Raw genomic sequence first — 16,234 nt, 5'->3', positions numbered from 1 at the left:
TAGTGACGCTATTGATGAAAGCTTCGAAAAGGGGGCTGAACAAGGGCGTGATGGCGAGCGTACTGCGACGGCGCTTGATATGCTTGCCGACAACGTGCCTATTGAAGAAATCGTAAAGTATTCGCATCTGCCCAAAGAAAAAGTATTGGAACTGCAGAAGACGATGGCGGCTAAGGCGGCAAAATAATCGTAATTTGACTAATTTTATGTGTGAAGCCATCTCTTGAATGAGTTGGCTTTTTTAAATGTTGCTAGGTTGCAAAAAAAGAGAACCCCGATTGAAGTTCTCTTTTTAAGTTAAACAATCTCTCCTATTAGTGAGAAAGAGCCGTGAAGTTCGGAGTGAGGGATGCTGCACCTTCCGGAACAGCACCCTTATAGGCTTCACCACCATAGTTGAAGTTGGTCGTCGTGGTAGAATCTGTTTGACCATCAACTTTGGTACCCGGGCCAGTGTAGCCAATCAATGTCCAAGAACCAATCTGGTTGCTTTCGCCAACATATGCATCCTGCAACTTCACGTAGGTTACATCAGACTTTTACATATCGTTGCTTGCTGCTCTGCGGTTTCTCGGGAAGCGTCAACTTTAGAGAACCGCTATTTATTAGCGGCTGAACTATGTGGCTCATCGTGTAGAAACGCGACTTGCCCGTAAACGCCTGCAATTCCGCACGGCTTCTTGGAACCGAACAGAACGCTAGGATATCGCTTGGTTTGCCGGAATATTCCTGTTCATTCACGGAATTATAAAGGATTGCGTAAAACTCCCCATGTCGTACAGAAAACTCCGGGGGGAGAAGTCCTGCATCCTGCATCTCTTTTTGTACTGTCGGTATTCCCGAATAACGGTTTTCCGTAACCTTCAAAATTTCAAGAATATTTGCAAGGACCGCATTTCGCGTATCAGGGCGAACCTTGCCTAGATTGTTCAATGTGTTTTTTCCATAGAGCCCGCCACTGTTTATGACCTGGAGCCTGTTATCGTACATTTCAATGCGAACGGGAACATTTTCGGAATAGATGCTGTAATCCCGATGAACAAGTGCATTTAAGATGATTTCGCGAACAGCTACGATGGGGTATTCTTCTTTGTCGATCCGCCTTCCTTCTTTGTCTATAATCGTTTTGTGACGACTATTTTTTTGAACAAAAGAAATCGCATCTTCCAGCATTTGCGGGATTGTTCCAGTTATTCTTGCATTGTCGATAAAACGTTCTCCAAAAGTTCCAAGTTCCCCCATTTCGTTGCCAGGAATTCGGACTGCAGTTATGCAGAATTGAGGAAGATATCCCTGAGGGTATTTTGAAAAAGCGAGTATTCCTGCTACTGTCGGTATTCCCGAATGAAAAACACCCATCAATTCTAGGATTTCGGCGTTGCTTACATTTACAGCCAGATTTTTACGTTCTTTTTTGCACTGCTGGATATATCCGTCAAGATCGGACTGGTTTAACGATTGAACGGGAGCTTCCGAAATTGGCCTAGCATCATCACGAATGTGCTTACGGTAAGCTTCATAACTATAAACTTCGTATTCGCTCATCGGTTCGTCAGAATCACCGACTCTAACGAATGAACCCTTGATTCGTCCAATTCCTTTATAGAACACGGGGCGGTGAACGATTTCTACACCAGGAATTTCTGCGGAAACGACCTTTTTGCCATCGATGGTGCAAACCGTGAAAAGGGGCCGGACGCATGGTTCCATCTCCTTGCACTGCTCATTCACTTTTTTTTGAATATCCTGAGCATCATAAACTCCTACAATGTCGTAATTCAGCTTTTCGTCAACACCAAAGATGATCGTTCCGCCTTCATCTTGATTCGAAAAAGAAGATAAAGAGTCGTACAAACGCTTGGGGCAGCCTTCATGGGCTGCCTTAAGCTCGAGATATTGCGTTTCGCAACGATTGGATTGAATCTGCTTGACTAACGACACGAGGTCCTTTTCTTGCATTTGGGCTTCTCCAGTTGTTTGTTGACAAATAATATATAATTTTTAGCAACAAAAATCGATAGTTTGACAACTTTTTAAACAGTTTGACAAGCGATTTTGCAAATTTGTCAAGCAGTTGTCAAATCCTGAGATTTTTTTGCAAAGCAAAAAGAAGAACGCTGTTTTAAGCGCCTCTCTCAGCAACCTACGTGAAGTTGCAGGATGCTTATGCATCTGAAGCGAACAAGGTCGGTTCCTGGGAGTTGATCGGTTACGTCGCTCCGGGTGCTATGCTTGCCGACAACGTGCCTATCGAAGAAATTGTAAAGTATTCGCACCTGCCCAAAGAAAAAGTATTGGAATTGCAAAAAAATTCTCGGCTTTGATTCCGTACTTCACCAACATCGGTGCTATTAGAGTGACTGCTTTGTCATCTTATCACAAAGCGCTAATATGGATGGTCTCATCCTGAAAGATAGCCCAGCGAGTTCGACAGCATCCAGTAACGGAACAAGTTCTGAAAAAGAGCTTTCCGTCAAGTTCTCGGCACATTTGCGCATTTTTTCGACGAGGGCGCCAATATTTTTTGCCGCCACGACATTTTTATACGAGCGAGCGCTTTTTAATCGCTTGTACAAAATTTCCATATTGGGGGCTGTTCTGAACAGAGATTCGTACTGATAGACATCATAAAGATCTCTCATCAATTCTCGTTCATTCCAGGCGGCGATTTTATGCGCGAACGCAACCCCAGGTTCCATTACGCGAATTATGCGTGCCGGGTAGCCATAAGGTGTGCTTAGCAACGATGATGACATCGGTATGGATGGGCACTCCATTTCAACATTAATCTCGATTTGAGCTTGTTGTCCAGCATAATCCACAATTATGCGCAACGCTTTTGAGTTCATTGTTGTATTGTACTTTAGTCCTTCAACTAGCGAAAGCGCTTCTTCGACAAGCGTTTTCGCGTCTTTTTTTGAATCGAAGGGAATAAAAATGTAATCGACATCGTTTGTGTATCGAGGGCTGTGCATTAAACGAAGCGACATGCCTCCTTTCAAAATTGCGGAATTGCCAAATTTTTGAGCGAAAAAATCAACAATCCACGACAATAGGGCTTCGGTGCTTTTAAAGTTCTCCATAAACGGTGTTCCTTACAAATGCTTTGAATCTTGGATTGGCGTAATGTTCCAAATACGAATCCATGATTTCTTTTGATAATGTTGAAAAATTAATGTCTTGAAAAACATTAAAGTAAAATGTTTTTTTGTGCTGATAAAAATAGAGCGTGTCAAGGACCGCCTTTTCTGTAGTTGCGATCCGTACTCCATTTTCAAGAATCTTCGTCCCGAAGAACATGTTCTTTGATATTTTGGCGTACGAGATATTTACATCACCTTTATATTCACTGGCCTTTGATGTGACGACGCAACTGACTAAAAATGGGCTTTCTGTGCCGATTAACTTATAAAACGCTAAAGCCGAACCGAAAGAAACATATGAATCCGTGCGAACTTTTGCCGAAAGAATCATAGGATCGAAGTTCTGGGTTACATAAATGCCACGAGAATAGCGCTTTAGCAAATCTGCCTCTTCAAATTGCTTGATTTTAATCCAAAGCATTTGTTGACTAGATATGTTAAAAAGGGAGCTTAGCTCCGATAGCGAAAGTACTCCACCCACTTTCGGGGCGAATTCAAGTAGTTTTTGAGCATTTTCAAGAGCTTTTTTCATATTGCTAGAAAATATAATAAAAGTTATATTATCTAGCAATATGAAAGTTTATGGATGAAGAATAAAAAACTGTGTTTATCGGGATGATATTGTAGACCTAACCAAGTTTAATAAGCTGAAAAACAAGCTGAGTTGACTTCTTTCCCGAAATATTCTATATCATATAAGGATATGCAAAATTTAATCTACACTCTTATGAATAGGGAAACTCGCCTTTGCGACTTCATCATCGAAGGTGAAGGTGAACTTGAATTTTGCAAAATCGTAAAAACGTTTTCACTCCTACCATTCTGGTGCGAAAATATTGACTCATGGGTGGCTGATAGAAGTGCTGCAAAACACCGCAGCCACGTGAATAAAATATTGGAATTATGTGGGGGTAAAACAAAGAGCGGTTTTATCGCTCTGACTCATTGTCTTTCATTGACTGACACGCTTTGGGTAAAAAGCGAACGAGAAAATGTTTCTTGGAAAGATGTCAATCTATATGAGAATCGATTTGATGAAGTAATTTCGAAGCTGTCGTTTGATGGAAACGGTTTGTTTGGAATCCAGATGTCTACAACATCTCCTGAACTCACAACTGACGGAGCTTACGATAAATGTTGGTTGAACGAGAAAGACGGAATCCATCTTGTAAAAACGGGAAGTTCAGGAGCCAGGAATGCTGGGCTTGAACCGTATGGCGAAGTTCTTGCAAGCCAGGTTTTTGAAAAAATTTGTAGTTCGGTAAAATACGATTTGAGAAAATACGATGGTCGTGTTGTTTCTGATTGCAAAATTTTCACAAGCCAGGAATTTGGTTATCGACCGATAGCGCTGTTTTACAAAGAGCGGTTGACTCTTCCGAAGCTGCTTGAAATTTATCGCGAATTTAATTGCGAAGACGAATTCCGTCGAATGGTTGTGGCGGATTGCATTACGCTGAATTCTGATAGGCACTTTGGAAATTTCGGCTTCTTGGTAAATAACGAGACCTTTGAACGTATCACACTGAACCCTTGTTTCGACTTTAATATGGCTTTTGTTCCTCTTGCCGAAGATGGCTTCGATTTTGGAACGCGCGCAGATGGATCAAAGCCTGATTTTGACGCATACTTGTCCAAGCGTGGCCCTGTAATCGGTAGCGATTACGTCGCTCCGGCTCGTGCAATTCTCACGCCTGAAATCAAGAAATGTGTAGAGGATATTCGCGAGACTCCGCTAACTGTTCCGTGTGATGATAAATTCACCGAGAATCGTCTTTCGCAGATGAATATGATAAAAAACGTCCAATGCGAACGAATTCTCGGCTTTGATTCAAAGTGGGAATTTTAAAGTTCTCCATAAATGGTGTTTTAGAGAACGTCTTGTTGACAGTGTATGCTTAATTTGCTAATTTACGATTTAGTAAATCAAGAGTGAGTAAATTATGTTCCTTGGAAGAAAAAAAGAACTCAATGCGTTAAATACCCTCTTTGAATCGGGAAAGTTTGAGTTTGCTGTTGTCTATGGACGCAGGCGGGTCGGAAAGACCATGCTCCTGAACGAGTTTTGCGAAGGTAGAAAAGCTATCTTTTTTATGGGGATCGAAGCGTCTGTATCAGAAAACTTGTCGCAGCTATCCCAAACAGTCTTGGAATATTCCGGGGGGCCGAATTCAACTTTTGATAGTTTTGAAAAGGTCTTTGCGTACATAGACACTTTATGTCAGAATGAAAGACTAGTCTTTGTAATAGATGAGTACCCCTATTTGGCAAAAGCGGACCCGTCTATTCCTTCTTTGTTGCAGAAACATATTGATTATGCGTGGAAAAAGTCAAAATTGATGCTTGTCCTTTGTGGGTCTTCCATGAGTTTTATGGAAAATCAGGTACTTGGGTACAAAAGTCCTCTCTATGGCCGTAAAACATCGCAACTAAAAATTCAGCCATTTGATTTTTTCGAAAGCAGGGCTTTGTGTGCTGACTTTACTCCTGAGCAACAGGCGATTCTATATGGCGCGTTATGGGGTGTTCCCGAGTACTACACGCATATAAACTCCAAAAAGGACTTGAATGAAAATTTAATAGACATTTTCTTTAGGCCGGGAGGTCGTTTATTTGAAGAACCCCTGAATTTATTGAAACAGGAAATGCGAACTCCGGCCACCTATAACGCTGTAATAACCGCTATTGCCCAGGGGGCAAGCCGTTTGAACGAGATCGCTACCAAGGTTGGGCTTGAAACTAGCGCGGCAAGCAATGTATTGTCTTCGCTTATGGAGCTAGGCATTGTGCGGCGCGAAATTCCCGCTACAGAAAAAAGTAGCAGAAAAACGATTTATGTCATAAGTGATACAATGTACAGGTTTTGGTTTACGTTTGTATGGCATTACCAAACAAACATAAATCGCGGTGTCGGGGACTTGGTTTATAAAAAATTTGTAGAGGACAAAATTGGCGAATACATGGGACATGTCTTCGAGGAAATCTGCCTACAGTACCTTTACACGGAAAAGGGGCTGGCGGTATTGCCTTTTTTGCCGGAAAACATGGGGCGATGGTGGGGTAACAACCCTCGAAAAAAAAGGGAAGAAGAAATTGATATTTTGGGCTTTGCCGATAATCAGCAACTTTTTTGCGAATGTAAATGGACAAATAAATTAGTCGATATTGATGTAATGAACGAATTGTTTGGCAGGGCTGAACTCTTGGGTGGAGGAGAAAAACATTTTATCTTCTTTAGTAAGAGCGGATTCACCAAGAAATTCATTCAATTGGTGTCTGAAATGCCCAATGTCAAGCTAATAACATTCAGGGATATGTGTGTGTAACGGACTTAGCCCATGTCCTTGTATGAACTTTGATTATTCCATCCCGCCTGCGGATGTGATGGCTGTGGCGGTTGTGCTTAAGTTGCTGAATTTTGGAGTCAACGCTCCGCTGCAGTTTGTCACGTCGTCGGATGAAGCCCAGTAAATGGCGTGGTTGTTTGTCTCTAGCTTGTAGTTGACAAACCATTTTTTTCCTTTGGGGCACTCGTTTAAGTTGACGATGGATTCTGCGGTCCAGTTGTATGTGCTCTGGGAGGCGTCGTATTCAAAAACGGATGTGCGGGCCTTGCCTGTGGAGTTCCCGGCGGGGGATTTATACCCGATGGCTTGCCAGCTGCCGCCTTTGTGATGTTCGAAAGAATAGATGTCCTGTAGCTTTATGTAAGTGCCTGCGGCGAGGCTGATTTCTGCGGCTTTGGACTTGTCGATCATGCCGAAAAGTTTCGGGACTGCGACCGCCGCGAGGACGCCCATGACTACGAGGGCGACCATCAATTCAATAATGGAAAATCCTTGCTTTTCCATAGTACTCCATAATGATGTTTCTGTTTAAAAAATAAGATAATTTGGAGCGAGAAATACAGGTTGAATAAAAATTTTCATATTTCATCGGCTTTATTTTATGTAGTTTATTTTATCATGTGGAGCGGGTGATATGTTGCGGAGAAAATTAAACATTCTGTATTTTGTCTTGCCTGCGCTTGTGGCTGCGTTTTTTGCGTATGTGGCGAGCAGGGTTTATGATTCTCCGCAGTTGCATGGGATTTTGTCGGCAGATGTCCTGTTTTTGATGGTCCTCTTGCTTTTGCCGCGTTTTAATCTTTTTTATAAGCTGGCTTTTTTGGCGCCTGCGGCTGTGTGGGCCGTTGTCGCTCATTCGGTTTGCTCGTATGCGACTTTGGTCTTTTATGCGCTGATGATTCTTGTTGCGTCTGTGGTTCCTCGGCGGTGCCGATTCTTGCTCCCGGTGTATACTCTGTTTGCAATTTTATTTGTTGTGGCCGATGCTGAAAATTTCTTCTACTCTTCGGTGCTGTTGACGCTCCCGGATGCGTGGGGGCTTGCGAAATTTTTCTGGTGGGGTGCGCTGCTTTTTATTGTTGTGCCTCCGCTCGTTGTTTCGCTTGAACTCCTTTTTGCGCGAAAGGTTCTGTGGGGTGCGCGTAGGGTGGAGCTTTCACATCGGGCGGGCTTTGCTATTGTTGTCTCTGTGTTGCTTTTGAATGCCGGCCTGAATTTTTTGAAGCCGCAGCAGCCGATTCTTGATTTTACGGTATATAAGTGGTTCCATCAGTTTTGCATGCCTGGAGTTTCGCGGCACAATACGATTTTGAATGACGATATTAGGAGTGCGTATCCGGTTTGGGAAAAAGAAAGATCTGTTGTCGATGATTTTTCAAAGCCGACGGTCATGATTCTTGTGGAAAGCTATGGCGTGAAAAAATCGCTGGACCAGACGAGGGCTTTGCTTTCGCCGTTTGCGTATTCGCATGCCCGCTTCTTGGGGCTTTATCCGCGCAATGCTTCGCATACGCAGGGGTCGGAATGGGAAGACTTTGGCGCTCTGCGCGGGAAGATTCGGGAGGAGCCTCTGCCGTTCAAGTTTAAAGAGCATCATTTGCAGACGTGGTATGTTCACGGCTACGATAGCGAGTTCTATGCTCGTGGAGAAAACTATTCGAAATTCGGTTTTGACAAGATGCTCTTCAAGGAGCAGTTCGAGGCGCTAGGGCTTCCGAGCTGCCGAAACGGCTTCGTTGGAATTTGCGATTCGGCGATGATTGTATATATAGATTCTCTCCTCAGCGAACCCACGCCTAAGTTTGTTTATTGGACGACCTTGGATGCGCATCCGCTGTATGAATGGTCTGGCATGTTCGAGAAGTCCTATTTCTGCAAGATCTTTTCGCTTTCCGATGTGGACTGCACTTACTTCACGTTGCAAGAGAATACGTTGCGGATGATTGCTCGGCTTGCTGAAAAGCACCCTGAATACAGGTTTATCGTTCGCGGCGATCACCGGCCGATGGTGTCCATAGAACAGTCGGACTTTGTACAGTCGTTCTACTTTAGATGGGTTCCGCTTGTTATTCTGAATTAAACTTGTTCTGTTTTTTACGCACAAAAAATAGCGCTACCTTTGTGAGATAGCGCTATTAGTGGGGCCTCCCGGACTTGAACCGGGAACCAACGGGTTATGAGTCCGACGCTCTAACCGATTGAGCTAAAGCCCCAGCTCACCCAAAGTTAGTAAATATTTTGAAATTGTCTTTGCCCATTCGTAATGGAAGCCGCTGTAGGCGTTCACTACGCATTTGTCCCAATCGGCGACTTCCGTATTGTATACGTTGATCGCGTCCTTGATGCGGCGCAGCATCTGGTGCGGTGCGTTTGCGTCATCGACAAGGAATGCATTTGCCTCGCCGGCGGTTTCGAGCGTGTAGTCGGTGAGCATGCTTGCGATGCCGACGTTCCTGCCCGTGAGTGGGAGCGTACCTGCGGCCATCGCCTTGAGGATGATCGAGGCGGACGGCTCCTGGAGGTTGGCTGCGAACAAAATGTCAGATGCAGCAAGCGTGTCGCGCAATTTTTCTCTGTTGTTCGCTTCTTCGGAATCGAACTGGAGGATGCGGACGAAGTTGCTGTACTGGTGCGAAACTTCCTGGTAGTAGTTCCATTCGGGATGTTCTGGCGACATGCCTACGATGATGAGCGCGTTCTGCTTGGCGATGTCCGAAAGGATTGTGGCAAGCGTTTCGGAGGCGTTGCCCGATTCCATGTCCATGTGGCTGTAAATGATCAGCTTGTTCGAGAGGTCCATGTCGAACTGGCGCCCGAGGCTTGCCTTTGCGCCGCGCTTGGCTTCCTTGATCGGGAGCTTGGCCGTGTCGTTGAAGTCCCAGAACTTGTAGTTTACGCCGAACTGGATCCCGAGGAGCTTGTCGCTGTTGCGGTTCAAGAATCCGCTGAGCCCGCCCGGGAGGTTCGTGTTGAGCATGGCGTCGCGGTAGCCCGACGACGGGAACAGCACCTTGTTTGCGTACAGGATGCCTGCCTTGAGGAGGCTCACCTTGCCCCAGAATTCATAGCCGTCCATGTTGAAGTCCTTGCGCGGGAGGCCGATCTTTTCGATTTCGCTCGGCTGCACATGGAAGTCGTAGGTGATGTTATGGACGTTGAAGAAAAACGGGATGTTGTGGAATGTTTCCTGATAGACCGTATGGCAGAGGGCGCCGACAAGGGCTCCGCCCCATTCGTGTCCGAGAATCGCCTGGAACTCGATGCCGCTTTGTGCGCTGTATGTGAGCGCGGCGGAGGCGAACATAGCAAATCTCAGGTGGTTGTCGCTGTAGGGGAGCGAGTGCGGCGGTCCATAGACGTAGGGCCTGCCGAAATATTCCTCATTATATATATAAGTGTGGAGCGGGTCTTCGTCGGAACGCCAGACTTCGAACGGCTTGTTCTGCAGTGCTTCGACGCCTTTGTAAACGCAATGATACTTGTCGGGATCTACAATATGGTCTTTATAGAACGGTGAACAGGTAATGACATTGGAGCCGGCATTGGCAAATGCGGCTGTCATGCAGTTCACTGCAGTTGCGAGAGGGCTTGGGACCTTCCAATTTCCCGCTTCTGGAGTTACGACGAGTATATTCATTGGTTTTTGTGCACTCCAAATAAAAATTTACCTACAAAAGTAAGTATGTATAAATTTATTTATTTAAATTTCAACTGAAAGGGTGTATTTTATTTTTTAACCTGATAAAGAGTCCTTTTCAATATTTTCTAATAAAACTTCATCTGAAGGATACAAAATGAAGAAGATTTTCATTGCTGCTATGGCTGCTGCTGTCGCTTTTGCGATGACAGGCTGTAAGGGTACGAACGAAAAGCGCGGCGACGAACACCTTAAGGAAGGCCGTTACCGCAATGCTATCAACTCTTATCTTGAGGCAAAGAAGAAGGGCAAGATGTCCGATGAATTCTTTGACAACTTCACCCTCGCTCTCGTGCGCGCGGGCGATATGGAATCCAAGAAGGACTTGGGCAGTGAACTCATCAGCAACTACTTTGAAAAGGCAGCCTCCAATATCGGTAAGGTCAAGGAAGACGCGACCGTCGAAGAATACGTGAAGACGCTCGGTGATATCGGCAAGCGCCAGGCTGCACAGGAAGGTGTGGACTACGCAACGATCATCAACGCTTTTGCAAAGATCGACTCTGCCGAATCTGTCGCAAAGACTCGCCACGTTGCAGAATCTGCCATCAAGAGCATCCGTGAAGAAACGGAAAAACTCTATGTCGCCCGCAACTTGAGCGAAGCTACTGGTGAAGACGATCCGGTCGTGAAGGAATACTTGCTCCTCCGCATGGCTGAAATGGCTCCGACGAACCAGGACATTCAGGCTGCATTGAACAAGAGCCGCAAGGCCACACGCGGTTACTTCCTCATCTTCGGCGAAAACGTTCCGGACTTGAGCGGCAAGCAGCGCGTGGACAAGTGGGGCTACGTGATGGCCATGCCGACCATCAAGATGACCAAGACCTCCCTTTCTGGCGAACTCCAGTTCTGGGCATCTACGGGTAACAACACTGAACTCGATCCGTCCCAGATCAAGCTCGTCTCTACCGAAGGCAAGGAAGTCTTTGCCAAGGGCAATACGGGCTGGTGCGAAGCTGAAGTGCTCGTAGGCAAGAAGGGCGACGAAAAGATTGAAAAGAAGCAGAAGAAGTTCAAGGGCAAGGGCAAGTTGATGAACGAATTCCAGTGCTCTGTGAATATCAGCTTCTCCTTCCCGGGTAGCTTTGTTCCGGACTACATCGAATACAAGGACAACTTCGGCATTGGCCGTAAGTACCTTGGTCACTAATTCGTAACGGAATTTAAAGACTGTTTGAGGCTCGCCGCAGATGCGCGGCGGGTCTTTTTTTGTGCCGTTTGGCCGTCACCTTGAGACCCGCGTTTACATCTCGTCACCTTGAGACCCGCTAGGGGCGAAAGGTCCAGTAAAGCCTTGCCTTGCGAGAAAATGCAAAGGCTTTCGGGACTGTATGGATCCTCCTAACGGAGGATGACGAAAATGGAGGATGAAAAAAATCCCCGACGGTGTGTCGGGGATCTAATAACTATTGACTAACCACTGATTAGAATTCTGCGTGGGCGCTCATGCCGAGGGCGAATTTGGACTTGCCGACGACTGGATTCTTGTCTTCGCTAAAGTTATATCCGAACCAGAATACGAGATTCGTGTTGATGGTCGGGTAGAGGTAGAAGTTCATGCCGAGAAATTCGAATTCGTCATCCTTGATTTGAGAATCAGGATCGTGGTATTCGAAGCTTACGCCAAGGGAGAACTTCTTTGTGATGTTGAAGCTTGGTTCAACAGCGAAGAGCATCTGGTCGTCCGTGAAAATCTGGTCGGCGGCCTTGTAGTCGTCTTCCTTGTTGACGATTGCGTAGAAGTAGTTGAGACCCAAGTTGAAGAAGTCGTAATTTAAGCTCGGTTCAACGAGGAAGGAGTGGACGGCCTTGCCCTTGTACGGGTGCAAACCGTAAGCGGCATAGACGCTGTAGTTGAAGACTTCGAGGCTCTTGGAATAGTCAAGTTCCGTGCCGAAGAAGTAGGTGTAGCCACGGCCGATTTCAGAACCGAAAACCCAGTCCACGCTGGGGGTGATGGTCAGGTGTTCGTCCGGACGGTTCAAAAGCTTGAGACCGTAAGTTGCGAACACGGCGATAGCGCTCTTGCTTTCTTCGGTTGCGCCGATGTAAACTTTACCGTCGCCAAACTTCTCGTTGCCGACTTCAACGCCGATACCGCGAACGGTATGGTTGCGGGCGATGGCGGCATAGCGGCTCGGATCGCGCCAGAAGTAATAGTTGAATGCACCTGCGTTGTAGGTCAAGTCGCCAAAGACCAAGCTTACATCCTGGAACGGAGTCCAGCGGAGTTCTACGCCGTCAAAGTTAAAAGCGGTGTAGCGGTCGTCTGCGCTGTTGATGGCAGTCGAACGGGCGAGTCCGTGGCGGATTTCTGCAGCCTGGTCTGCATTCGTTACATTGCTCTTTGTGTTTGTGTAAACGGTCACAGAAACATTTTCGTCGAGATTTGCCTTCACGTACAAATCGATGTCCTGGTTGGCGGCGTTTGTGGGGTCAAAGTCCTTGTCGAAGTAGCTCGCGAAGTCAAAATCGACATTCCCGTGGATTTCGATGTCAGCGGCCGCTGCAAAACTGGTAGCTGCAAGGGCAATCGGCAAAATGATTTTACGCATACAATCCTTCCAAAAAAGATTTATTTGATTTTTACGAGCAAAAGATAGAAATATCTTTGCTGTGAGACCAATGTTTTGTTCCTGGAACCCCAAAAATACGAATATGTTAAGTCTTAATCACTACAGTTTTGTAAATTTGATAGAGTCTTTAATGAAGGTGGATATGAAGTTTTCCTCCCGTGTTTTATTTTTTGTGTTGCTTGCGCTTGTGCAAGGTGTTTTTGCGTTGACTGCAGACCAGGTCTTGGCAAAATCTAAGGATTGGTTTAAATCGGGCAAGGCTTGGAGCCTCAATTTCAGGGCGCAGGTCTTCCAGGCGGATTCTCCTGATATCAGAACGCAGTCGGGTAGCCTTCTGGTTGCTGAAGGTGACCGTTTTAAGCTTGACCTGCTGGGGATCAAGTTTTATAGCGATGGCGAGAGCCTTTGGCAGTGGAATGTGGAACAGAAGCAGGTCCTCATTAAGGCCGTGGAAGACTTGTCGAGTTCGCTGCATCCGTCGGAGCTTTTGTTCAAGTATCTGAACTGCAAGGCCCTCGAAATGGGGGAAGGTGAATTTGCAGGGCAAAAGCTTTGGATTCTAAAGCTGGATCCGGCAAAGTATGCCGGGCAGTTTACCAAGATGGAAGTGTGGCTTTCAAAGAAGGATTATTCTCCGGTGCGGCTCTACACTGAGGACCCGGCCGGGAATGCTACTTGGTATGGCATTATAGATTTGAAAGTGGTCAAGAAAATTTCTAACGAAGATTTCAAGTACAAGCCTGTTGCTGGCGTTGACGAAATCGATATGAGGTAGCTCGTGAAACTAGGCATGATGAAAGCCGCTTTTGTCGCAGGTCTCCTTGTGTGTGGGACTTTGTGCGGGAATGCTTTTGCTGCGGAAACGCTGTTCAGCAACAATGTATTTGCTGTTGCGCCGACTGGTGAAAACGGGGCGTTGTGGGCGGTTTCCCGAAATGGTGGATATAGCGGAATTACGTTGTTGAAATTCAAGGTCTCGGGCAAGGGAACTGTATCGCTAGAATCTACTGCGATGGAGCAGATTTCGGATACTCTTACGGCGGTCCACGATGGGATTATGTATGGCAATGATGAACGTGCCGAACGTAGGAGAGTCCCTGCAGCTTATGTTGGCGCTAAGCTGGGCCTTGTGCTTCCGATGTTTGGAATGGACAAGAACGATCGCTATTTGCAGCCGCTTGGATTCTTTTCGGTCCCGGATTTGAAGAGTATCAATGAAAATCCGATTGAGTTCATGCTGGATGCGGATACTTTGGAAAGCGAACCGATGCTGTATACGCCAAGTGGCTTTGCTTACGATTCTACGGCTAAACGCCTTTGGGTCGCTCGTGGCGCTTTGGGCGTCATGGTTCACGATATGTCTGGAAAAAACGGCGCAAAAGATACGACGTTTGTCCTAAATCTGAAATCCAAAACGCTTGAAGCTCTTAAGAAAAATGCAAAGCTCGATTTAGAAAATAATCCTGAAATTTTTGATGTTCGCCTGCATCCGGAGACCAATGAACTTTGGCTTGCAACTGCGAAGGGCATCTGGGTGAAGTCATCGAGTGGGCTTAAGAATGTTTCGGAAAAGCTGAAGGATTCCCGTGTCACGGGCCTTTGGATGGGCGGAAAGTCGCTCCAGATTGTTGCTGAGACCAGCTACAAGAAAAAGAACAGCGATGATGTCGTAGGCGGACTCTGGCAGCTGTATGGCGAAAAGGCGAAAGACTTTTCCAAGGTGAATTTCCTGGATACCGCAGGTAAGGTCCAGAAAAAGGATATTTACGATGAAGCCGATTACACGGTAAGCAGTGTTGCGTTTTTGGGAAAGACCGCTTTTGTGCTGGTCCGTAACATTGGCGGTGCCATTAGCGGTTATATGAAACTGGATTCTTTGGGAATCAGGGCTTGGGAAAAAGACGATGATGATAAGCTCCAGTGGCTTTATGGTTATGAAACCGGTGCTACGGACCGTAAGGCTGTTATCGGGTCTATGTGCACGTTCCCGCTTTCGAAAGACCGCATGGGGCTTGCTATTGCGACGGATGGAAACGGTGTCTCTGTGTCTGCGGATTCTGGAGCGACCTGGACTGTTATTTTGAATCGCGCAAAACTTGACAATAACTTGGGATCTATTCGAATGGTCCCGTCCGTGATTGTTCCTGGTGATGAATCGCTGGTTTCATATAAAGTAGGCAAGGAGTCGAAGATTACGATTGAAGTGTTCAGTTACGATATGCGCAAGGTGCGTACGATTGTAAAGGACGCTGTTCGCGATGCCGATGCGTCTCGAAGCACGAACCCGAAAGAAGATTTCTGGGACGGTCGTGATGATCATGGTAAAGACTGCACGATGGGCGTTTACTATATCAGGGTAAAGGACAATCATGGCCATATTGGCTGGGGCAAGGCAATGACGCTGGGAGGTAACTTCAGATGATCAAGTTTAAGAATCTTGTCGTTGCGGTCTTGTCTGTTGGAGCTTTTGCAACTTCGGCAATGGCGCTTGGATTTACGAAAAAGTCTGAACTTGGCGGTTTTGATGGTTTTGTGGAACGCATGGGCGCCGGTGTCCGTGAACTGGGGCGTGGTAACACGGGTACGGCGGATACGGCGACGATGCCTGCTGCGTACTGGAATCCGGCCTTGCTTGGCTTTCGCGAAAATATCGGCATTACGATGAATATTGAAAGGCGTGACTTGGACCGTCTGGGTGGCGCCTTGGGCATTGAAGGTAAGGTCGGAAAGCGCATGGGCGTTGGCTTTGCGATGCTTTACCGTGGAGATACCGATTTTAAGGTGATCGACGATGATGACCAGACGATGGGTTCGGCCGAGCCGTTCTTCTCGATGTTCTATCTCGGTTTTGCCTTCCGCGCCACGCGACGTGATGCGTTTGGTCTTTCGTTCTCGATGAGCTATGATAATTTGGACATTGCTCAGTATTACGAAGGCATTGAAGAATCGTTCCGCAGCCCGGTGACGATCAACTTGAGCTGGTTCCGCCAGTGGAATGATAAATGGTCTTCTTCTGTCGTGATCCGCAATTTGAGCTTTAGTGAGAACTTGTCTGCAAAATGGTCGAAGAACCCGAGCAAGGACAATTCGCTTGCATCGACTGAGGGCGTACGCCCGAAGGTGTTGCAGATTGGGCTTGGTTACCGCTCTAACATTATGGGCAAGCCTGTCTACGCCTGGCTTGAGGCTTTGGATTATCAGGTGGCTGATACGCTTTTGGCATTTGACCCGCAGCTTCATGTCTGGACGGGACGCGTGGGCTTTGAATGCGAAGTGATCCCGAATGGAACGCTCCGCCTGGGTATGGATGATCTGGACTGGATGATTGGTGCAGGCTACAAGTTTGAAATCCGCGTTGGTCGCAAGAAGTTCCCGATCGAGGTGAACTACGCGTTCCTCTATGAATCACGAGCGGGGCTTTGGACTCCGTTTAATCTTGGTTTGCGGGGATACATTCCTTGATTTCCA

15 protein-coding genes, 1 tRNA gene and 1 pseudogene are annotated in these 16,234 nt (G+C 46.5%); 9 read left to right on the top strand and 8 right to left on the bottom strand.

Translation table 11 applies throughout. From position 1 onward, the window contains the following. Positions 1–187, top strand: a pseudogene (locus ACJMM9_RS14355) (hypothetical protein); the annotation flags it as partial. A gap of 127 nt (positions 188–314) precedes the next feature. On the opposite strand, the gene ACJMM9_RS14350 reads toward ACJMM9_RS14355, so the two are convergent. Beyond that, a complete protein-coding gene (locus ACJMM9_RS14350) occupies positions 315–521 on the bottom strand; it encodes a hypothetical protein (protein WP_405328384.1) in 207 nt (68 codons plus the stop codon). 10 nt (positions 522–531) lie between these two features. After that, positions 532–1,959: an ATP-binding protein gene (locus ACJMM9_RS14345; protein ID WP_405328381.1), complete on the bottom strand. Its 1,428-nt coding sequence runs from the start codon at positions 1,957–1,959 to the stop codon at positions 532–534. Positions 1,960–2,147: 188 nt separating this feature from the next. On the opposite strand from ACJMM9_RS14345, the gene ACJMM9_RS14340 reads away from it, so the two are divergent. Next, positions 2,148–2,324, top strand: a complete 177-nt coding sequence (locus ACJMM9_RS14340) for a hypothetical protein (RefSeq protein WP_405328378.1) — start codon at positions 2,148–2,150, stop codon at positions 2,322–2,324. Between the two features lie 27 nt (positions 2,325–2,351). On the opposite strand, the gene ACJMM9_RS14335 is transcribed toward ACJMM9_RS14340, so the two are convergent. Both ACJMM9_RS14335 and ACJMM9_RS14330 read right to left on the bottom strand, forming a co-directional pair. Further along, entirely contained in the window at positions 2,352–3,083 is a 732-nt protein-coding gene (locus tag ACJMM9_RS14335) for a nucleotidyl transferase AbiEii/AbiGii toxin family protein (RefSeq protein WP_405328375.1), read from the bottom strand. Next, positions 3,070–3,675: a hypothetical protein gene (locus tag ACJMM9_RS14330; RefSeq protein WP_405328372.1), complete on the bottom strand. Its 606-nt coding sequence runs from the start codon at positions 3,673–3,675 to the stop codon at positions 3,070–3,072. Before ACJMM9_RS14330 ends, ACJMM9_RS14335 begins: the two co-directional genes overlap by 14 nt. A 171-nt stretch (positions 3,676–3,846) precedes the next feature. Between ACJMM9_RS14330 and ACJMM9_RS14325 the strand changes: the two genes are divergently transcribed. Together ACJMM9_RS14325 and ACJMM9_RS14320 are read left to right on the top strand one after the other, a co-directional pair. Beyond that, positions 3,847–4,992, top strand: a complete 1,146-nt coding sequence (locus tag ACJMM9_RS14325) for a hypothetical protein (protein WP_405328369.1) — start codon at positions 3,847–3,849, stop codon at positions 4,990–4,992. A gap of 94 nt (positions 4,993–5,086) precedes the next feature. Beyond that, positions 5,087–6,469 (top strand): ATP-binding protein, encoded by a 1,383-nt coding sequence (locus ACJMM9_RS14320; protein WP_405328366.1) that lies wholly within the window; start codon positions 5,087–5,089, stop codon positions 6,467–6,469. Between the two features lie 33 nt (positions 6,470–6,502). Here the strand turns inward: ACJMM9_RS14320 and ACJMM9_RS14315 are convergent, their stop codons facing one another. After that, the gene (locus ACJMM9_RS14315) at positions 6,503–6,994 is read right to left on the bottom strand and encodes a type II secretion system protein (protein ID WP_405328363.1); all 492 of its coding nucleotides are present in this window, start codon (positions 6,992–6,994) and stop codon (positions 6,503–6,505) included. A 130-nt stretch (positions 6,995–7,124) separates the two neighbouring features. Here ACJMM9_RS14315 and ACJMM9_RS14310 point away from each other — a divergent pair, with 130 nt between their 5' ends. After that, complete coding sequence (locus ACJMM9_RS14310; RefSeq protein ID WP_405328361.1) at positions 7,125–8,570, top strand: sulfatase-like hydrolase/transferase; 1,446 nt, start codon at positions 7,125–7,127, stop codon at positions 8,568–8,570. A gap of 59 nt (positions 8,571–8,629) precedes the next feature. Here ACJMM9_RS14310 and ACJMM9_RS14305 read toward each other — a convergent pair. Both ACJMM9_RS14305 and ACJMM9_RS14300 read right to left on the bottom strand, forming a co-directional pair. Continuing rightward, positions 8,630–8,703: transfer RNA gene (locus ACJMM9_RS14305), tRNA-Ile, on the bottom strand. Continuing rightward, entirely contained in the window at positions 8,694–10,127 is a 1,434-nt protein-coding gene (locus tag ACJMM9_RS14300; RefSeq protein WP_405328358.1) for a glycogen synthase, read from the bottom strand. The genes ACJMM9_RS14305 and ACJMM9_RS14300 overlap by 10 nt, the downstream gene beginning before the upstream one ends. A gap of 157 nt (positions 10,128–10,284) precedes the next feature. Between ACJMM9_RS14300 and ACJMM9_RS14295 the strand changes: the two genes are divergently transcribed. Then, complete coding sequence (locus ACJMM9_RS14295; protein ID WP_405328355.1) at positions 10,285–11,340, top strand: hypothetical protein; 1,056 nt, start codon at positions 10,285–10,287, stop codon at positions 11,338–11,340. A 274-nt stretch (positions 11,341–11,614) separates the two neighbouring features. On the opposite strand, the gene ACJMM9_RS14290 is transcribed toward ACJMM9_RS14295, so the two are convergent. Then, positions 11,615–12,745, bottom strand: a complete 1,131-nt coding sequence (locus ACJMM9_RS14290; protein WP_405328352.1) for a hypothetical protein — start codon at positions 12,743–12,745, stop codon at positions 11,615–11,617. 163 nt (positions 12,746–12,908) lie between these two features. On the opposite strand from ACJMM9_RS14290, the gene ACJMM9_RS14285 reads away from it, so the two are divergent. From ACJMM9_RS14285 to ACJMM9_RS14275, 3 genes are read left to right on the top strand one after another with little or no spacing between them, the layout of a single operon-like run. After that, positions 12,909–13,541 (top strand): LolA family protein, encoded by a 633-nt coding sequence (locus ACJMM9_RS14285; RefSeq protein WP_405328349.1) that lies wholly within the window; start codon positions 12,909–12,911, stop codon positions 13,539–13,541. 15 nt (positions 13,542–13,556) lie between these two features. Further along, positions 13,557–15,188: a hypothetical protein gene (locus ACJMM9_RS14280; RefSeq protein WP_405328346.1), complete on the top strand. Its 1,632-nt coding sequence runs from the start codon at positions 13,557–13,559 to the stop codon at positions 15,186–15,188. Continuing rightward, the gene (locus tag ACJMM9_RS14275) at positions 15,185–16,228 is read left to right on the top strand and encodes a hypothetical protein (RefSeq protein ID WP_405328344.1); all 1,044 of its coding nucleotides are present in this window, start codon (positions 15,185–15,187) and stop codon (positions 16,226–16,228) included. Before ACJMM9_RS14280 ends, ACJMM9_RS14275 begins: the two co-directional genes overlap by 4 nt. The last annotated feature ends 6 nt before the right edge of the window (positions 16,229–16,234 follow it).

The organism is Fibrobacter sp. (assembly GCF_045112255.1).
In the GTDB taxonomy this organism is placed as follows: Bacteria; Fibrobacterota; Fibrobacteria; order Fibrobacterales; family Fibrobacteraceae; genus Fibrobacter.
Note: the sequence above shows the minus strand (reverse complement) of the source record. Positions and strands in the feature narration are given on the sequence as shown.